Genomic DNA, 17,779 nt, shown 5'->3' on the forward strand with positions numbered 1-17,779 from the left:
CCGGCGGCCAGGGTCGCACGCCGGGAGAGTGACAGACGTCAGGCACCGATCGGAGCCCCTCGAAGGGATCATCGCCATGGCCGTCCACGAGCACCCCCACCGGAGCCGGGGCTTCCACCTGCCGTACGTGCGCAGGCACCGGAACGCCCCCGGGTCCGCCGTGTCGGCAGGGACCGATGCGCACACCGCGCGGGCCTACGCCCTCGCGTCCCTGCGCCTGCTGACCGGGTTCGTCTTCCTGTGGGCGTTCCTCGACAAGACCTTCGGCCTCGGTTACGCCACCGCGTCCGGCAAGGCCTGGATCGACGGCGGATCGCCGACCAAGGGCTTCCTCGGCGGGGTAGCCGCCGGTCCGATGGAGTCCACCTTCCACTCCTGGGCCGGTGACGCCTGGGCGGACTGGCTCTTCATGCTCGGTCTGCTCGGCATCGGCGTCGCGCTGACCACGGGTGTGGCGCTGCGGTTCGCCGCCCTCGCGGGCACCGTGATGATGGCGCTGATGTGGGCCGCCGAATGGCCGCCCGCCCAGCACCTGTCGGACGGCTCGCCGAGCATGTCGACGAACCCCTTCGCCGACTACCACCTCGTCTACGCGCTCGTCCTGATCGCCCTCGCCGCCGCCTCCGCCGGGGACACCCTCGGCCTCGGCAGGCGCTGGGCCGGGCTCCCGTTCGTCGGCCGCAACCGCTGGCTGCGCTGACCGCGGGAGGTGCGGCGGACCCCACGAGGGGAAGCGGGTCCGCCGCGCCGAAACCCGGCATGAACCCGACGGCCCCCGGTCGCGCCGATGCCCGGCATGGGCCGGTCGGTCCCCGGCCGGGACCAGCGGCCCCTGCCAGGGGCCCTCATCCGAGGACGACGCTCGAATCGGGACCCCCGATTCAGGAGGTGGAGACCATGACCCGCACCGTCACCGTCGGTCTGGACGGCTCGCGTGAGAGCCGCGCCGCTGCCGAGTGGGCGGCCCGTGAGGCGCAACTGCTCGGCCTGCCGCTCAAGCTGGTCCAGGTGTGGGAGCCGGTACCGGCTCCCATGGCCCAGGCGCCGCTCCTCGGCGCCGAGACCCAGCAGCACTGGGTCGAACGGGTCCCCCGTGAGGCGGCCGAGGGCATCCGGCTGCGCCACCCCGGCCTCGACGTGAGCACGGAGCTGCTGTCCGGGCGGCCCGCCGAGATCCTGACGGACTCGGCGAGGAACGCCGAACTGCTGGTCCTCGGTTCCCGCGGGCTGAGCGGGATCGGCGGGTTCGTGATCGGCTCGGTCGGGCTGTCCGTGGTGGCGCACGCCGAGCGACCGGTCGTCCTGGTACGGGCCGACCAGCAGGCCGCCGACGAGCACGAGACCGACCCCGTCGGCATCCCGTCCGCCGCGACCCCCTTCCGGCCCGTCGTCCTCGGCCTCGACATCGGGAGCCCCGACGAGGAGCTGATCGCGTTCGCGTTCACCGCCGCCGCCCGCCGCGGCACGCCCCTGCGGGTCGTCCACGGCTGGAACCCGCCCCCGTACTACGCCTACGGCCTGTCCGTGGACCTCGAACTCCACGAAGCGCTGGCCCGGCGCGAGGCCGCTGCCCTGACCGAGACCATGGCCCCGTGGCGTGACAAGTTCCCGGACGTCGACGTCATTGAGGCCTCCTCCTACGGCACCCCGGCCAACCACCTCGTCGACGCGTCCCACGAGGCCTCCCTGGTCGTCGTGGGCCGCCGCATCCGCCGCAGTCCGTTCGGCACCCACATCGGCACCGTCACCCACGCCGTCCTGCACCACTCCACCGCTCCCGTCGCCGTCGTCCCCCATCCCTGAGACGGCGGTGACCAGTCGCTCACAGAAGGGATGGCCGGTCGCTCAGAGACCTGCCGCGTGGTCCGGGACGTAGGTCTGAAGATCGCGCGGCGGACGCTCGTAACCAGTCGGCCTGGGCCGCTGCGGGAGTTCGAGCACCGGCGGCGGCACCTCGCGGTAGGGCACCGAGGACAGCAGGTGGGCGATCATGTTCAGCCGCGCCCGGCGCTTGTCGTCGCTCTCCACGACGAACCAGGGTGCTTCCGGGATGTCGGTGTGCACCATCATCTCGTCCTTGGCCCGGGAGTACGCCTCCCAGTGGGTGATCGACTCCAGGTCCATCGGGGAGAGCTTCCAGCGGCGCAGCGGGTCCTCCAGACGCTTACGGAAACGCTCCTGCTGTTCGGTGTCGCTCACCGAGAACCAGTACTTGCGCAGCACGACCCCGGCCTCGACCAGCATCCGCTCGAAGATCGGGCACTGGCGCAGGAACAGCTGGTACTCCTCCTTGGTGCAGAAGCCCATCACGTGCTCGACGCCGGCCCGGTTGTACCAGGACCGGTCGAACAGCACGATCTCGCCGGCCGCGGGCAGATGCTCGACGTACCGCTGGAAGTACCACTGGGTGCGCTCGCGCTCGGTCGGCTTCGGCAGCGCCGCGATCCGGGCGACACGGGGATTGAGGTGCTCGGCGACCCGCTTGATGGTGCCGCCCTTGCCGGCCGCGTCCCGGCCCTCGAAGACCACGACCACCCGGGCGCCCTCCGCCCGCACCCACTCCTGGAGCTTCACCAACTCCGTCTGCAGACGCAGCAGTTCCCTCTCGTACGCCTTGCGCGGGAGCCTCGCCGCACCCTTCTCGGCCATGCCGCCTCCACCCTCCGACGACCTGCTCAGGGAGTCGTTCCATGTCCGAGGTCGAACACCTGGACGCCACCGTACTTTCCGCAGGGCAGCCGCGCACGCCGGACGCCGGAGGAAGCCGCCCCTGTGTTCGGTGGGCGCCGTGGTCGGCGGTGGTTACAGGGGCACCACGACGAGGGGGGCGCGTCCCTCCCGCAGGACCTTCCGCGCGGTCGCGCCCAGTTCACCGCCGCGGCTGCGGCCCACGACCACCAGCCCTGCCCCGGCGGACCGCCTGGCCAGCGCGTCCCCGGGGGAGAGCAGCCGTACGTCCTCCAGCACCTCCACCTCGGGATACTTCTCCCGCCACGGCCTCAGCGCGTCGGACAGCAGCTGCACCTCGTGGTCCTCCCACGCCCCGCGGTCCTCCTCCGGTATCCCGAAGGGCAGTTCGGCCGTGCAGGAGGGGAGCCGCCAGGCGTGGACGGCACGCAGCCGCACACCCCGGAGCAGGGCGCAGTCGAAGGCGAAACGCACGGGTCCCTCGGCGGGATCGCGGGCGTCCACACCGAGGACGACCTCGCCCGCCTGATACGCGGTGTTGTTCATCGTGATGCCCCTTCTCGATGGACGATCGGTGACCGGCGGCTCCGGGCCTGGCTCAGCCGGTCCGGTGCCCCCACTGAGAACCGATCAGGTCCCACTCCCGCCCCCACGCGTCGATCCGTCGCCGGTCGAGCCGCCACCGGGCGAGAGCTCCTACGGCGTGGACCGCGCCGGTGACGGCGAGCCCGGCGAGCGCGCCGAGGACGCCGGCCTCGACGCCGGCCTTCGTGCTGTTCGGAGGCGCTGTCACCAGCGTTCCCCGGGGGTCCTGCCAGACCACGAGCCGGGTTCCCGGCCTCAGTCCCGCGTCGACCAGGGTCCGGCCGGTGCGCGCGGAGCCGTCGGGGGCCGTCCAGCGGACCTTCGCGACGGCCTTCTCGTCCGACGGACGGGCCGTCGAGGTGGCCTTCGACAGGTCGCTGAGGAGCACGGCACGGACGGGCCGGCGCTCGGCACGCTGCCGTGCGAACACCTCGTCGGCGGCGTGGGCCGTCAGCAAGCCGGTGACGGTGCCTCCCACCGCGACGATCACCCACACCACCAGCACGATCCAGGCCTCGACGACGTCGTCCCGGCGCAGCAACGGGTTGCTGCGCCGGCGCCACCACCACCGTCTCCTCACCGGCTTGCCCCTCATGACCGTGCACCTCCTCAGGTCGTCCCACTTCCCACGGTGGCAGTCCCCGGCATCCGTCGCATGGGCCGACAAGATCTCGTCACGGGGCCGTTCGGCACCGATCGGGCCGTTCAGCCCATGCCGACGCAGGAGGCGTCGACGCTCGCCGTGCCGACTTCCGCCGCGGGCAGGGCGGAGTGGATCTCGAACGCGCCCCGCAGGCCGGCAGCGCGGAGGATGCGCAGGAAGCCGTCGTCGGTCGCGATCAGCCGGAGTCGTCCGTGACGGGCCCGGACCCGGTTCCGCGTCCGGCACAGGACACGCAGTCCCGCGCAGTCGACGAACGACAGGGGGCGCAGGTCGAGCACCAGGTCGGGGCACGGTCCCGAGGTCAGGGTGTCCAGCTGGACGGTCAGCGGGATCGCGGTCCGGAGGTCGAGCTCGCCGTGCAGGGTCACGGTGGTCGTTCCGGCGAGGGTGCGTACCGTGCGGGACGGGGCCGGCCTCAGGTGGTTCTGGGACATGACGTGATGAAAGCGTCCGGAATGCCGGGCCCGGAAGGGCCGAACGGCCCCAGTGGACCTGGCCGGTGGGCCCGGCGGAGCGACCGTACGGCGGGGCCCACGGCCGGTCGCGCCCACGGAGGGTCGGCCGGCTGATCAGGGGGCGTCCGTCCCACGGTGGACGGACGATCGTCCCCGTTCGAGGGCCGTTCCGCACCTGGGCCCGGGGCCTCATGGCCCCTCACCGCGCGCCGTGGGCGGGCGCAGGGTGGAGCGCACCCAGCAACAGACGGCGAAGGTGGGATCGGCCATGCAACCCGACGACGGTTTCCGTGAACTGGACCGGCAGGAGTGCCTGCACCTGATGGCGAGGGTTCCGGTGGGGCGCGTCGTCCACACCCGACAGGCGCTGCCCGCTGTCCTGCCGGTCAACTTCAGCCTGGACGACGGCGGGGCCGTGCTGCTGCGGACGGCGGCGGCCTCGGAGCTGGTCCGCGCGGTCGACGGTGTGGTCGTCGCCTTCGAGACGGACGAGGTCGACGCGGCCGGCTGGTCCGGCTGGAGCGTCGTCGTCACCGGCCGGGCCACCGTCGTGACCGACCCGGCCGAGCACGGACGCCTGTGCCGGGTCGGACCGCGCTCCTGGGCGCCCTCGCCCGAGGAGGTCTTCGTGCGGATCGAACCCGAACTGGTCACCGGCCGGGAACTGGTCGGCGGACGGACCGTGTACGGCACCCGGGTCCCGCTGTGACGCTGAGCCACCCGCCACCCGCCACCCGCCACCCGCCACCCGCCACCCGGCACCCGGCACCCGCCACCCGGCACCCGCCACCCGGCACCCGCCACCCGGCTCCTGCTGTGAACGCGAGGGCCCGACGGCTGCCTGCCGGTCCCGGATCCGGACGGCCCGGAACACCGGTACCGCACGGCAGGCGGGCAGGCGGGCAGGCGGGCGGGCGGCAGGCGGGGCGCGCGGACCCCACGGTCCCTGCCCGCCCGCGCCGGGCGCACGTCCGGAACGCGCCCTGCCGGAAGCCGCACGGGGGCCGGTCTCGTGGTCGTCGGCGCCGCCCCCACGGGCACGGTGCCGCGCCGCGGCCGGGCGCGGCCGGGCACCCGCTGCCGCACCTGCCCCCCTTCCCGGTGGTCGTGCCCGCCAAGGGGCGACCGGGCCGGCAGGCGTGACCCGAACGGCCCTGTCGGTGGCGCGGTCGCCGGGCGGAAGGTGGTCGGGCGCGGTACCTCGCGCATGCCCGCCCCGCGACCCGCCCCCGGAAGGGAATCCCGATGCCCGTCGACACGCAGCAGGCACCCGCCGAGCTCACGGACGATGAGCTGCAGGCGCTGGACGCCCACTGGCGCGCCGCGAACTACCTGGCCGTCGGCCAGATCTACCTCCTCGCGAACCCCCTGCTGACCGAGCCCCTGCGCCCGGAGCACGTCAAACCGAGACTGCTCGGCCACTGGGGCACCTCACCGGGCCTGAACCTCGTGCACACCCACCTCAACCGCGTCATCAGGTCCCGCGGCCGGGACGCCCTGTGCGTCTGGGGCCCCGGACACGGCGGACCGGCCGTCCTCGCCAACTCCTGGCTGGAGGGCAGCTACTCGCAGACGTACCCCGACGTCAGCAGGGACGCGGCCGGGATGGAACGGCTGTTCCGGCAGTTCTCCTTCCCGGGCGGGGTGCCGAGCCATGTCGCCCCGGAGACTCCCGGTTCGATCCACGAGGGCGGCGAGCTGGGGTACGCGCTGTCGCACGCCTACGGGGCCGCCTTCGACAACCCGGACCTGCTGGTCGCCTGCGTGATCGGCGACGGAGAGGCGGAGACCGGCCCGCTGGCCGCGTCCTGGCACTCCAACAAGTTCCTCGACCCCGTCCACGACGGCGCGGTCCTGCCGATCCTCCACCTCAACGGCTACAAGATCGCCAACCCGACGGTGCTCGCCCGTTTGCCCGAGCCCGAACTCGACGAACTGCTGCGCGGCTACGGCCACGCGCCGATCCATGTCACCGGCGACGACCCCATGGCCGTACACCGGGCGATGGCGGCGGCGATGGACGAGGCCCTGGAGCGCATCGACGCGATCCAGCGCGGCGCACGCGAGGAGGGTGTCGCCGAACGGGCGCACTGGCCGGTGATCGTGCTGCGCACCCCGAAGGGCTGGACCGGTCCCGCCGAGGTCGACGGCCTTCCCGTCGAGGGGACTTGGCGTGCTCACCAGGTCCCGCTGGCCGCCGTACGGGACAACCCGGAGCACCTGCGCCAGTTGGAGGAGTGGCTGCACTCGTACTGCCCGCGGGAACTGTTCGACGAGCAGGGCCGCCCGCGTGCCCAGGTGCTGGCCTGCGTGCCCGACGGCGCGCGCAGGCTCGGCGCGACCCCGCACGCCAACGGCGGGCTGCTGGTGCGCGAACTGCCGCTGCCCGCACCGGAGTCGTACGCCGTCGAGGTCGACAAACCGGGTGCGACGATGCACGAACCCACCCGGGTCCTGGGCGACATGCTGGAGTACGTCATGCGCCGGACCCAGGAGCGCCGCGACTTCAGGATCGTGGGCCCCGACGAGACCGCGTCCAACCGGCTCCAGGCGGTCTACGGAGCGAGCGGCAAGGCCTGGCAGGCGCAGACCCTCCCGGTGGACGAACACCTTGAGCGGCACGGCCGGGTGATGGAGATCCTCTCCGAACACACCTGCCAGGGCTGGCTGGAGGGCTATCTGCTGACCGGCAGGCACGGGCTGTTCTCCTGCTACGAGGCGTTCGTGCACATCGTCGACTCGATGGTCAACCAGCACATCAAGTGGCTGCGCACCACCCGCCGGCTGCCCTGGCGCGCGCCCATCGCCTCCCTCAACTACCTGCTCACCTCGCACGTCTGGCGCCAGGACCACAACGGGTTCTCGCACCAGGACCCCGGTTTCGTCGACCACATCCTCAACAAGAGCCCCGAAGCCGTCCGGGTCTACCTGCCGCCGGACACCAACACGCTGCTGTCCGTCGCCGACCACGTGCTGCGCAGCCGCGACTACGTCAACGTCGTGGTCGCCGGCAAACAGCCCTGCTTCGACTGGCTGTCCCTGGACCAGGCCCGTGTGCACTGCGCGCGCGGTGCCGGGATCTGGGACTGGGCCGGCACCGAGGACGGCGGCCGGGAACCCGACGTGGTCCTCGGCTGCGCGGGCGACGTACCCACCCAGGAGGTCCTGGTCGCCGCCCAGTTGCTGCGCCGGCACCTGCCCGACCTGACCGTGCGCGTGGTCAACGTCGTCGACCTGGCCCGGCTGCTGCCGCAGGAGGAGCACCCGCACGGCATGCCGGACGCGCAGTACGACGCGCTGTTCACGCGGGACAGGCCGGTGATCTTCGCCTACCACGGCTACCCGTGGCTGATCCACCGTCTGGCCTACCGCCGGGCCGGCCATCCGAACCTGCACGTACGCGGCTACAAGGAGATCGGCACGACCACCACGCCGTTCGACATGGTGGTCCGCAACGACCTCGACCGCTACCGCCTGGTCATGGACGTCATCGACCGTGTCCCCGGTCTGGCGGTGCGCGCCGCCGCCGTGCGACAGCGGATGGAGGACGCCCGCCTGCGCCACCACGACTGGATCCGCGCCCACGGCACCGACCTGCCCGAGGTCGCCGACTGGACCTGGGACGGCTGACCGGCAGCGCACGGGCGGTGTCGACGGGAACGCCTCAGTCGTCGGGCGGGGTGAGGCGGATTCCCGTGACCAGGTCCGGGCGGATACGGACCGTGTGGTCCAGGCGCTGCTCCACCCAGGGGCGCAGCAGTGTCTGGAACCGGGCCACCTCGTCGGGGTCCGTGACCAGGCGGGCGTAGCCCGTGACCACCACGCTCCAGCCGAGATGGGTGTCCGGGTCGATGGCGTCGGCCTCGTACGCCACGACGACTCCCGGTTCCCGGGCCTGCCGGGTCCGTGCGGTCAGGGCCGCTCCGGCGTGGGTGCGGATGACGATGTTCCCGTCGACCAGGACGTGACTGACCGGGCGGATCGTCGGCAGCGCGTGCTCGGTGAAGACGATCCGACCGAAGGAGACGCTGCCCAGCAGCCGCAGTGCCTCGGCGCTGTCGACCCCGATGGTCCGGCGGGGTTCGACCGGGACCGGCCGAACGTCGTCGACCGGCTGAGCGTTGTCGAGAAACATGACACAGTCCGTGGGTGTGGGAGGGAACATCCGTGCGTGATCAGAACATTCGAGCGCATCGATGCCGGTGCCACCAGGGCCGTTCGGCCCTGACCCGGTGACCGCCCGGCCCTCGGAACCTACGGCTCCCCGTCCGGGAGTCGCCCAGTCACCCGGGACCGCGCCGTCCGGCCTCGTGGACCATTACCTTGGCAGGTGACGGCACGGGGCCGGCCGAGGGTGTCTGGAGGGTCGTACGTGGGTGGCACGGAGAGAACCGGGGAGGCCCGTGTGCGGCTGCCGCAGCTGAGGCTGGACGAGCTGCTGGAGGAGCTTCAGGCCAGGCTCGACGCGGCCCGCGGCACCCGCGACCGGGTGCACAGCCTCCTGGAGGCGGTGCTCTCGGTGGGCCGTGAACTGGACCTCGAGCAGGCGCTGCACAGCATCGTCGAGGCGGCCGCGGCACTGGTGGACGCACAGTACGCGGCCCTCGGTGTGATCGGCCCCGACGGCAAGCGGCTGTCCGCGTTCCACACCGTCGGGGTCACCGACGAGCAGATCGCGAGGATCGGGCCGTACCCGCAGGGCCACGGCATCCTCGGGGAGCTCATCCACCACCCCGAGCCGCTGCGGCTGACCAAGCTCTCCGAGCACTCCGCGTCGTACGGCTTCCCGCCCCACCACCCGCCGATGAACACCTTCCTCGGTGTCCCGATCCGGGTGCGGGACCAGGTCTTCGGCAACCTGTACCTGACCGAGAAGCGAGGAGGTGTGCAGTTCGACGAGGAGGACGAGGCGGTGCTGTCCACGCTGGCGGTGGCCGCGGGCGTCGCCATCGACAACGCCCGCCTCTACGAGGACTCCCGCCTGCGTGAGCGCTGGCTGCGGGCCAACGCCGAGATCACCCACAGCCTGATGTCGGGCAGCGCGCACACGGAGGTCCTCCGGCTGATCGCGGACCGGGCCCGGGAGAACACCGGCGCCGCCCTCGCCCTGGTCGCGACGCCCATGAAGGACACCGACTCGCTCACCGTGGAACTGGCCGTGGGACGGGGAGCCGCGGCCCACCTGGGACTCGTGCTCCCTGTGGACGCCAGTCTCATCGGCCACGCGTTCGCCTCCGCGTCCCCGGTGACCAGCGCGGACGTCTCCAAGGACGAGCGGATCTCGGCGGCCCCGGAGCGGTTCGGGGGGCTGGGACCCGCTGTCGGGGTGCCGATCGGATCGGGCGCCGACGGGGTCCGCGGTGTCGTCCTGCTGGCGCGGGAGACGGGCCGGGTCCCGTTCACCGCCAAGGAGATCGAGCCCCTGCAGGGTTTCGCGGCGCAGGCCGCGATCGCGATGGAGCTCGCGGAGCGCCGTGCGGACGCCGAGCAGATCGCGGTGCTCCAGGACCGCGACCGGATCGCCCGCGATCTGCACGACCTGGCCATTCAGCGGCTGTTCGCCACCGGGATGACCCTGCAGAGCGCCGGCCGGCTCATCGAGCACGCCGAGGCCTCGGAGCGGGTGGCGCGCGCGGTGGACGACCTGGACGAGACCATCAAGATCATCAGGTCCACCATCTTCGGCCTGCGCTCGCGCGAGGGCGGCGCGGGAAAGGGGCTGCGGGCCCGGGCGGTCCGGGCGGTCGGCGAGGCGGCGGGGGTCCTCGGGTTCCCTCCCAGCATCCGGATGGAGGGCCTGATCGACACGGACGTGCCCGCGGAGATCGCCGACGACGTGATCGCCGTCCTCTCCGAGGCGCTGACCAACGTCGCCCGGCACGCGCGCGCGGGACGCGCCGACGTGGTCCTGGAGACCGACGGGCGCGAGGTACGGCTGACCGTCTCCGACGACGGAGTGGGCATCCCGGACGGCGGGCGCCGCAGCGGGCTGCGCAACATGGCCGACCGAGCGGAACAGTCCGGCGGCGAGCTGACCGTGAACCGCCCCGATACGGGCGGCACCACCCTGGTGTGGCGGGTACCGGTGAGAGGCTGACCCGCCCTGCGCCCGGTGCTCCGCCGGGGTTCAGCGCCGGGTGGGATCCGGCTGCTCCAGGTTCGTGGCGAGGACGGCCGCCTGCACCCGGCGCTGGACACCGAGTTTGGCGAGGAGCCGGGAGATGTGGTTCTTGACGGTCTTCTCGGAGAGATAGAGGCGTTTGCCGATCTCGCGATTGGTGAGTCCGTCCCCGATGAGGGCCAGGATTTCGCGTTCGCGGGGGGAGAGCGAGGCGATTTCGGGGGCGGTGTCCGGGGGCGCGGTGGGCTCGGTGCGCAGGGTGCGCATGAGGCGGGCGGTGGTGGCGGGGTCGAGCATGGACTGGCCGGTGGCGACGGTACGGACCGCGGAGACGAGGTCGGTGCCCCTGATCTGTTTGAGGACGTAACCGGAGGCGCCGGCCATGATGGCGTCGAGGAGCGCGTCCTCCTCGTCGAACGAGGTGAGCATCAGGACGGCCAGCTCGGGCAGCCGGCTGCGTAGTTCGCGGCAGACGGTGATGCCGTCGCCGTCCGGGAGACGCACGTCCAGCACGGCGACGTGGGGGCGCACCGCGGGTGCCCTGGCGAGGGCGTGCTCGACGCTCGCGGCGTCGCCGACGACGGTGATGTCGTCCTCGGCGTCGAGGAGGTCGGTGACGCCCCGCCGGACGACTTCGTGGTCGTCCAGCAGGAAGACCCGGATGGGGTCCTGTGCGGTGAAGGTGCGCGCCTCGGACATTTCGACCCCTCGCTCCGGACGATGGACGGACTGCGGGCCGCCACTGCCACGATGGTCACCTGCCGGGGGCCGAACGCACCAGGGCCGACCGGCCCCATTGTCCCGGAACCACGCACACCTTCGGCCTCCGGCGCGGCCGCACTGCGGCGCCCTGCTTGCCGTTGCGGGAACCCGGCCCGCGCTGCCCCGGCTACCAGGTCACCGGCAGCTCGTGGACGCCGTAGACGATGCCGTCGTCCTTGAAGGGGATCCTGTCGAGGTCGGTGGCCAGGCGCAGGGTGGGGACGCGGCGGAAGAGGGTGCCGTGGACGACCTGGAGTTCCAGGCGGGCCAGCTGCTGGCCGAGGCACTGGTGGATGCCGAAGCCGAAAGCCATGTGGCGCCGGGCATCGCGCCGGACGTCGAGCCGGTCGGGGTCCGGGAACACGTCGTCCTGCCAGTTGCCGGTGGCGCCCGGGATGATGACGCCCTCGCCGGCCCGGATCGACTGCCCGCCGATCTCCAGGTCCTCCAGGGCGAGCCGACGCTGGCCACTGTGGACCACGGTCAGGTAGCGCAGCATCTCCTCCGCCGCGCCGGCGAGGACCTTCGGGTCGTCGGTGTCGCGCACGATCGCGAGCTGGTCGGGGTGTTCCAGGAACGCCAGGACGCCCAGCGCGATCATGTTGGCGCTGGTCTCGTGACCGGCGCCGAGCAGCAGCTGGCCGAGCATGGTGGCTTCCAGGCGACTGAGCTCGCCGTCCCGCATCCGGGCGGCGAACTCGCTGAGCAGGTCGTCGGCGGGCTCGGCGAGCTTCTTGTCGAGCTGATCGCCGAGGTACCCGAAGAGCGCGCCCGAGGCGGCCCGCGCCTCCTCGGCCGTCACGTCCCGGCGCAGCGCCACCTTGCTGTTGCTCTGGAAGAAGTCATGGTCCTCGTACGGCACCCCGAGCATCTCGCAGATCACCAGCGAGGGCAGCGGCAGCGCGAGCGCCTCCACCAGGTCGACCGGGCCCGGGCCGGTCAGCATGGTGTCGATCAGCTCGTCGGTCATGCGCTGGATCGCCGGGCGCAGGGCCTCGATGCGCCTGACGGTGAAGGGGCCGGTGACCATGCGGCGGATGCGGGCGTGGTCGGGGTCGTCCATGTTGAGGAAGGACGGCGGTGTCTTGGAGGCGGTCTCCCGGAAGGCCGCGTTGAGGTACGGGAAGCCGTCCCTGGTGGTGTCGACGCTGAGCCGCTGGTCGCCGTACAGGGCCCGCTGATCCTCGTGACGGGTCACGAGCCAGTGCGTGCTGCCGTCCCACAGCCGGACCTTGGAGACAGGTTTCTCCGCGTGCAGCCGCATCAGCTCCGGCGGCGGTGCGAAGGGGCAGCCGGCCGCCCGCGGCATCGGGAACTCGGGGACGTCCTCGTCCGGCGGACCGGCGACGGCACTGCTCATGGCACTCCTCGGGGTGGGGGGAAGGGAGCCGGCGCCATGTAAGCGCAGGAACCTGACAAGCCCCGGTCAGAAGCCTGACAGCGACGAGGTCTGACGTTCAGTCAGCAAGAAGCACCAAGTGGTGCCGTCCGGATCCGAGCGGGCCGACCTCGCCGGACTGGTGCCATCCGCTGGGGGCGGTGAACCGGCCCACGGTTCCCGGCGGCAGCGACACGTCCACCGTCAAGGTGTCGCCGTCGAGGGACCAGTCGACGGACACCGTGCCGTAGGGGGACTCGATCGAGGCGCCGGCCGAGGTGAGCCCGCCGCCGGGGTGGGGGGCGAACTCGACCGTGCGGTAGCCGGGGCCGGCGGGGCGCAGTCCCGCGACGGACCGGTAGAGCCAGGCGGCGACGGCGCCGTAGGCGTAGTGGTTGAAGGACAGCATGGTCCCGGCGTGCTCGACGTCGATGGTGCCGTCGGGCCGGATGGCGTCCCACCGCTCCCACATGGTCGTGGCGCCGCGCTCGACCTGGTAGAGCCAGCCCGGGCACTCGGTGTTGAGCAGGAGCCGGTACGCCTCGGCCGTGTGGCCGGTGGCGGTGAGCGCCGGCAGGACGAAGGGAGTGCCGAGGAAACCGGTGGCGATACGCCCGTCACCGGCCCGCACCAACGCGGCCAGCGCGTCGCCCACCGCGGCCCGCTCGGCTTCGGGGGCGACACCGAAGACGAGGGCGAGCGCGCAGCCGGTCTGCGTGGTGCGGGCGTGACCGCCCCACTTCGCCCAGGCGGCCTCTGCGGTACGCCGGTGCAGGGCCGTGTACCGGTCCGCGTCGTCGGAGCGGCCGAGCTCCGTGGCCGCGTCGGCGAGCAGCCGGGCGCTGTGCGCGACGAAGGCGGTGGCGACGTACCCGGAATCGGTGGTGGCGCGGGCCGGGTCCTCCGGCGGTGCGGCCGGGTCGAGCCAGTCGCCGAGCTGGGCGTTGCCGCTCCAGGTCCCGTCCTCGTCCAGGTGGGCGACGGTGAACTCGACCCACGCGCGCATCGCCGCGTAGTGACGTTCCAGCAGGGTGAGCTGCCCGTAGGCGTAGTGGACGGCGGACGGGACGACGGTGACGGCGTCGCCCCAGCCCGCGGCGGCTCCCGCGAACGGCAGCTCGGTCGGCGGCAGTTCACCGAGGTCCACGTCCGGCACCACCAGGGGGACCGCGCCGTCCGGACGCTGCTCCAGGCCGAGGTCGCTGAGCCAGCTGTCCAGGAAGGAGCGGCTGTCGAACGTGGCGCACGCCGTGGCGGCGAAGGCCATGATGTCCCCGGTCCAGCCCAGTCGTTCGTCGCGTTGCGGGCAGTCGGTCGGTACGGCGAGGAAGTTCCCGCGCTGGGAGCGGACCACGTTGGCGTACAGCGCGTTGACGCGTGCGTCGGAGCAGTGGAACGCGCCGATCCGGTGCAGGTCGCTCGCCACGACGTACACCTCGACCGCCTCGACGGTGACGCCGGGGGAGAGGCGGATCTCGGCGTGGCGGAAGCCGTGGAAGGTGAACTCCGGCTCCAGTTCGGCCGGTTCACCGGCCAGGGTGTACCGGTCGGTGGCGCGGGCGCCGCGCAGGATGCTGGTGAGCAGAAGGCCGTCGGCGTCGAGGACCTCGGCGTGCCGGACGGTGAGCGTGCCGCCCGCCGGGCCGCGGGCGCGCAGCCGTAGCCAGCCGGTCAGGTTCTCGCCCGCGTCGACGGCGAGGGTCCCGTCCGGCAGGATCCGCTGCTCGGGCCGGACGACCTGGACGACGCGCACGGCGGGGTGGGCGCGCTGGACCGGTCCGGCGGGCAGCGGAAGTACGGAGGCCCGCTCCCAACCGCTGTCGTCGAAGCCGGGTGAGCGCCAGCCGGGCGGCTCGCGGCGGAGATCGCGCTCGCAGCCGTCGTACAGGTCGGCCGCCTGGATGCCGCCGTAGCCGCCGCGCCACTGGTCGTCGGTGCGGACCGTGACGGTGGTGCCGTCGGCCAGGGTGACCTCCAGCTGGGCGAGCAGCGCGCAGGTGTCGCCGTACACGTCACGGTTCTTGTGCCAGGTGAGGTGGCCGCGGTACCAGCCGTCGCCGACCGCGGCGGACAGCGCGTTGCGGCCGGTCGTGAGCAGGTCGGTGACGTCGTACGTCGCGTAGAGCAGCCGGTGGGGATAGCTGGTCCAGCCGGGTTCCAGGAGGTCCTCGGAGACGGGCCGGCCGTTGACCGCGGTGCGGTGCACGCCCAGCGCGGTCACGTACAGCCGCGCGGACACCGGCTCCGCCGGGAGGTCGAACTCCCGGCGGAGCAGCGGCACCGGGCCGGGGGAGGTGCGGCCCCGGTCCGTGGGCAGCCCGACGGGACGGGCCGTCCAGTCCGCGTCGTCGAGAAGAGCCGCCTCCACCCGGGCGGGCTCGCTCCAGGCCGTCCACCCGAGGTCGGTGCGGACCCGGACCCGCCAGTGCCGGACCTCGCGGCTGCGCAGCGGTTCGGCCGGCCACGGGTGGTCGGTCACCACGTCGGACTCGACCTCCGCGCGGAAGACGGCTGCGGTTGCGGCGGCGTCGGTGCCGGTATCGACCGCGTCGGTGACGGGCGGGCCCGGGAGGGGCACACCGGCGAGGGGCACGCCTGCGGTGGACGCGTCCGCGATCGACACGTCTCCCATCAACACGCCTGCGGTGGACGCGTCTGCCGTGGCCCCGCCGGGGGTCGGCGCGCCTGCGGTGGACGCGTCTGCCGTGGCCCCGCCGGGGGTCGGCGCGCCTGCGGTGGACGCGTCTGCCGTGGCCCCGCCCGCGCTCTGCACGCCTGTGCTCTGCACGCCTGCGGTCGGCACGCCCGCGCTCTGCACGCCCGCCCCGGCCGCCTCGAAGGACCCGTCGACCGACACCTGGATCTCGTACGCGTGCTGGCGGACGCCGGCCCGGTCGCTCGCCAGCGTCCAGGACAGGCGAGGGGCGGAGTACGGCGTGGCCACGAGACCGGAGTCGTCCGCGGTGCGCAGTCCGACGACCACCGTCGTGGTGTCCGCACCGTGGCCTGCCGTGAAGTTCGGCGTCGTCATGACTGGAGGTGCCTCCGAAGGAATCGCAAGGTCGACCGATGCAGCGCGGTGCGATGCGGGACGCTGCCCCACGCGTGGTCCGCGCCGTCGACGACTTCGAGCTCGGCGTTGCCGTCGTAGTGGTCGAGATAGCGCCCGACGTACTCGAGGGGAGCGATCTCGTCCTTGGAGCCGTGCAGGATGTGGACCGGGCCCGAGTAGGCGCCGGACCGTCCGTAGACGTCGAGACCGGCGAGGTCCTCGACGAGCGCGGCACTCACCCGGTGGCCGTCGGCGTCGAAGTAGCCCTTCTCCTCGATCTCCGCCGCGAGGCTGCGCCCCTTGAGGTAGCCCCGGCCCATCTCGAAGGGGGCGACCGCCGCCGGGGACCACAGGCACAGCGCGGCGATGCCCGGTTCCTCCGCGGCGACGATTCCGGCGACCACACCTCCCATGCTCATACCGACCAGGCCGATCCGCTCCGGATCCACGAAGTCGAGCGCCCGGACGGCCTCCAGCACCGCCCGCGTCTCGGTGATCTCGCCGGTGATGGTCACGTCGAAGAACGCGCCGTCGCTCTCACCGTGGCCCGAGAGGTCGAAGCGGACCGAGGCGATGCCGTTCGCCTCCAGCAGCCGGGACATCGCGACGAAGTCGGGCAGTTCGAGCCGGTTGGAGGTGAAGCCGTGGACGAACACCGCGGTCGGCCACTTGGTGCCGGCCGGTCCGTCGGGGACGTGCAGCGTGGAGCGCAGCGTCAGGCCGTGGTGGGGGAACTCGTGAGGGCGGATCACGCGGCTGCCTTTCGGTTGCTGTCAGGTGCGGGGAGGGCTCGGAGACCAGGTGAAGCCGCTGACGCGTCCCGCGCCGACGGGCACCACCGAGGCCGCGGGTGCCAGGCCGCGGATACCACCGAGGTCGCGGATGCCGAGGGGACGTCACCGGTGAGGGCGGCGGATTCCGAGCGGACCGGCTGTCCGAGCCCAAAGCCGCGTCACGTTACTTACTCGCGCCACTTAAACGTGTAGGTATCCTGAGCGCGCAACCTAGCCGCAGCCGCCGTCTTTGACAAGACCGTCCGGCAGAGGGAGACCCATGAGCGAGGCATCCCGTCCCAGACGTGTGACCGGCGCAGATGTAGCGCGTGAAGCGGGAGTGTCCCGTGCGACCGTCAGTTACGTCCTCAACGACACCGCGTCCCAGAAGATCTCCGAGACGACGAGGCTGCGAGTCCTGGAAGCCGTGGCCCGGCTCGGTTACGCCCCCTCGGCGTCGGCCCGTTCGCTGCGCAAGGGCCGCTCGGACATCGTGCTCGGACTGCTCCCGGACTGGCCGATCGAGCACGTCCTCGGCCGCCTCGTCCAGCGGCTGACCAGCGCCTTCGCCGAGCACGGGCTCACCTTCCTGGTGTACTCGGCGGCTCAGCCGGCCCGCCCCGTACGCGAGATCTGGAAGGCCCTGACGCCCGCGGCGGTACTGGCCCTCGACGAGTTCCCCGAGTCCGAGGCCCACGCCATGCGGTCCGCCGGGATCGACGTCGTCATGGCGGTGCACGGTTCCCCGCACGGTCGCAGCAGGCTCGTCTCGGAGGAGCCGATCGGAGCGGCGCAGGCCCGGCACCTCGCCGCCGCGCACCGCCGGCTCGGCTACGCCTGCCCGGATCTGCCCGGCCTGGGCGCGCTGGCCAGGTCGCGGCTGGAGGGCGTACGCAAGGTGTGTGCCGAACTCGGCCTCCCGGAGCCCGATGTCCGCGTCGTCCCCTTCGCGCCGGAGGGCGCCATGGAGGCGGTGCGGGCATGGCGTTCCGCGACGCCCCCGGTGACGGGCATCTGTGCCTTCAACGACGCCGTCGCCCTGTCCGTGCTGGTCGCCTTGCGGTCCCTGGACCTGCGGGTCCCGGACGACATGGCCGTGATTGGCGTCGACGGCACCCCCGCTGCGGCACTGGCGCAGCCGCCGCTCACCACGGTCGTCCGCGACACGGACGCGCTCGCGCGTGAGTTGGCCCGGCGCGTCGTCGACGCCCTCGACGGGGGTCGGATTCCCGTCGATCCGCTGCGGGACGCGCTCTGGGTGCTGGTGCGGGCCTCCGCCTGACGCCGCCACGGGTGTCCGA

The 17,779-nt window shown here is 72.7% G+C and carries 15 protein-coding genes; 6 read left to right on the forward strand and 9 right to left on the reverse strand.

The features are described from left to right. Positions 1 to 76 precede the first annotated feature (76 nt). Both AC2XR2_RS39620 and AC2XR2_RS39625 read left to right on the forward strand, forming a co-directional pair. The gene (locus AC2XR2_RS39620) at positions 77 to 700 is read left to right on the forward strand and encodes a hypothetical protein (RefSeq protein WP_491517752.1); all 624 of its coding nucleotides are present in this window, start codon (positions 77 to 79) and stop codon (positions 698 to 700) included. A gap of 197 nt (positions 701 to 897) precedes the next feature. Beyond that, positions 898 to 1,803 (forward strand): universal stress protein, encoded by a 906-nt coding sequence (locus AC2XR2_RS39625; protein WP_491517753.1) that lies wholly within the window; start codon positions 898 to 900, stop codon positions 1,801 to 1,803. Positions 1,804 to 1,845: 42 nt separating this feature from the next. On the opposite strand, the gene ppk2 is transcribed toward AC2XR2_RS39625, so the two are convergent. The 4 genes from ppk2 to AC2XR2_RS39645 all read right to left on the reverse strand — a co-directional run bounded on the left by ppk2 (position 1,846) and on the right by AC2XR2_RS39645 (position 4,371). After that, positions 1,846 to 2,649, reverse strand: a complete 804-nt coding sequence (gene ppk2, locus AC2XR2_RS39630) for a polyphosphate kinase 2 (protein ID WP_491517754.1) — start codon at positions 2,647 to 2,649, stop codon at positions 1,846 to 1,848. A 153-nt stretch (positions 2,650 to 2,802) separates the two neighbouring features. After that, positions 2,803 to 3,234 carry a universal stress protein gene (locus AC2XR2_RS39635; RefSeq protein ID WP_381296979.1) on the reverse strand — a complete coding sequence of 144 codons (432 nt, stop codon included), beginning with the start codon at positions 3,232 to 3,234 and terminating at the stop codon, positions 2,803 to 2,805. A 52-nt stretch (positions 3,235 to 3,286) separates the two neighbouring features. After that, positions 3,287 to 3,868, reverse strand: coding sequence for an Rv1733c family protein (locus AC2XR2_RS39640; protein ID WP_491517755.1), 582 nt, complete (start codon positions 3,866 to 3,868; stop codon positions 3,287 to 3,289). A 110-nt stretch (positions 3,869 to 3,978) separates the two neighbouring features. After that, entirely contained in the window at positions 3,979 to 4,371 is a 393-nt protein-coding gene (locus AC2XR2_RS39645; RefSeq protein WP_381306154.1) for an STAS domain-containing protein, read from the reverse strand. Positions 4,372 to 4,660: 289 nt separating this feature from the next. Here AC2XR2_RS39645 and AC2XR2_RS39650 point away from each other — a divergent pair, with 289 nt between their 5' ends. Beyond that, complete coding sequence (locus tag AC2XR2_RS39650) at positions 4,661 to 5,101, forward strand: pyridoxamine 5'-phosphate oxidase family protein (RefSeq protein WP_449352054.1); 441 nt, start codon at positions 4,661 to 4,663, stop codon at positions 5,099 to 5,101. Positions 5,102 to 5,637: 536 nt separating this feature from the next. After that, positions 5,638 to 8,022 (forward strand): phosphoketolase family protein, encoded by a 2,385-nt coding sequence (locus AC2XR2_RS39655; protein ID WP_491517756.1) that lies wholly within the window; start codon positions 5,638 to 5,640, stop codon positions 8,020 to 8,022. A gap of 34 nt (positions 8,023 to 8,056) precedes the next feature. Here the strand turns inward: AC2XR2_RS39655 and AC2XR2_RS39660 are convergent, their stop codons facing one another. Then, positions 8,057 to 8,527 carry a pyridoxamine 5'-phosphate oxidase family protein gene (locus AC2XR2_RS39660; protein WP_491517757.1) on the reverse strand — a complete coding sequence of 157 codons (471 nt, stop codon included), beginning with the start codon at positions 8,525 to 8,527 and terminating at the stop codon, positions 8,057 to 8,059. A gap of 237 nt (positions 8,528 to 8,764) precedes the next feature. Here AC2XR2_RS39660 and AC2XR2_RS39665 point away from each other — a divergent pair, with 237 nt between their 5' ends. Then, positions 8,765 to 10,489 (forward strand): GAF domain-containing sensor histidine kinase, encoded by a 1,725-nt coding sequence (locus tag AC2XR2_RS39665; RefSeq protein ID WP_491517758.1) that lies wholly within the window; start codon positions 8,765 to 8,767, stop codon positions 10,487 to 10,489. A gap of 30 nt (positions 10,490 to 10,519) precedes the next feature. Here the strand turns inward: AC2XR2_RS39665 and AC2XR2_RS39670 are convergent, their stop codons facing one another. The 4 genes from AC2XR2_RS39670 to AC2XR2_RS39685 all read right to left on the reverse strand — a co-directional run bounded on the left by AC2XR2_RS39670 (position 10,520) and on the right by AC2XR2_RS39685 (position 16,457). Beyond that, on the reverse strand, positions 10,520 to 11,212 hold the full coding sequence (locus AC2XR2_RS39670; protein WP_381306168.1) for a response regulator: 693 nt from the start codon (positions 11,210 to 11,212) through the stop codon (positions 10,520 to 10,522). Positions 11,213 to 11,402: 190 nt separating this feature from the next. Next, entirely contained in the window at positions 11,403 to 12,635 is a 1,233-nt protein-coding gene (locus tag AC2XR2_RS39675) for a cytochrome P450 (RefSeq protein WP_491517759.1), read from the reverse strand. 97 nt (positions 12,636 to 12,732) lie between these two features. Next, positions 12,733 to 15,684 carry a family 78 glycoside hydrolase catalytic domain gene (locus tag AC2XR2_RS39680; RefSeq protein ID WP_491517760.1) on the reverse strand — a complete coding sequence of 984 codons (2,952 nt, stop codon included), beginning with the start codon at positions 15,682 to 15,684 and terminating at the stop codon, positions 12,733 to 12,735. Beyond that, positions 15,681 to 16,457, reverse strand: a complete 777-nt coding sequence (locus AC2XR2_RS39685) for an alpha/beta hydrolase (protein ID WP_381306176.1) — start codon at positions 16,455 to 16,457, stop codon at positions 15,681 to 15,683. The genes AC2XR2_RS39680 and AC2XR2_RS39685 overlap by 4 nt, the downstream gene beginning before the upstream one ends. Before the next feature lie 301 nt (positions 16,458 to 16,758). On the opposite strand from AC2XR2_RS39685, the gene AC2XR2_RS39690 reads away from it, so the two are divergent. Beyond that, the gene (locus tag AC2XR2_RS39690) at positions 16,759 to 17,760 is read left to right on the forward strand and encodes a LacI family DNA-binding transcriptional regulator (protein ID WP_491517761.1); all 1,002 of its coding nucleotides are present in this window, start codon (positions 16,759 to 16,761) and stop codon (positions 17,758 to 17,760) included. Positions 17,761 to 17,779 lie beyond the last annotated feature (19 nt).

This window comes from Streptomyces sp. LS-MS-L19, from assembly GCF_058382285.1.

Bases quoted from the DNA above. Each gene is read 5' to 3' on its own strand.
- AC2XR2_RS39655 (WP_491517756.1), top strand. From the start codon at position 5,638: ATGCCCGTCGACACGCAGCAGGCACCCGCCGAGCTCACGGACGATGAG.
- AC2XR2_RS39690 (WP_491517761.1), top strand. From the start codon at position 16,759: ATGAGCGAGGCATCCCGTCCCAGACGTGTGACCGGCGCAGATGTAGCG.
- AC2XR2_RS39675 (WP_491517759.1), bottom strand. From the start codon at position 12,635: ATGAGCAGTGCCGTCGCCGGTCCGCCGGACGAGGACGTCCCCGAGTTC.
- AC2XR2_RS39620 (WP_491517752.1), top strand. From the start codon at position 77: ATGGCCGTCCACGAGCACCCCCACCGGAGCCGGGGCTTCCACCTGCCG.
- AC2XR2_RS39660 (WP_491517757.1), bottom strand. From the start codon at position 8,527: ATGTTTCTCGACAACGCTCAGCCGGTCGACGACGTTCGGCCGGTCCCG.
- AC2XR2_RS39635 (WP_381296979.1), bottom strand. From the start codon at position 3,234: ATGAACAACACCGCGTATCAGGCGGGCGAGGTCGTCCTCGGTGTGGAC.
- ppk2 (WP_491517754.1), bottom strand. From the start codon at position 2,649: ATGGCCGAGAAGGGTGCGGCGAGGCTCCCGCGCAAGGCGTACGAGAGG.
- AC2XR2_RS39680 (WP_491517760.1), bottom strand. From the start codon at position 15,684: ATGACGACGCCGAACTTCACGGCAGGCCACGGTGCGGACACCACGACG.
- AC2XR2_RS39640 (WP_491517755.1), bottom strand. From the start codon at position 3,868: ATGAGGGGCAAGCCGGTGAGGAGACGGTGGTGGTGGCGCCGGCGCAGC.
- AC2XR2_RS39625 (WP_491517753.1), top strand. From the start codon at position 898: ATGACCCGCACCGTCACCGTCGGTCTGGACGGCTCGCGTGAGAGCCGC.
- AC2XR2_RS39650 (WP_449352054.1), top strand. From the start codon at position 4,661: ATGCAACCCGACGACGGTTTCCGTGAACTGGACCGGCAGGAGTGCCTG.
- AC2XR2_RS39670 (WP_381306168.1), bottom strand. From the start codon at position 11,212: ATGTCCGAGGCGCGCACCTTCACCGCACAGGACCCCATCCGGGTCTTC.
- AC2XR2_RS39645 (WP_381306154.1), bottom strand. From the start codon at position 4,371: ATGTCCCAGAACCACCTGAGGCCGGCCCCGTCCCGCACGGTACGCACC.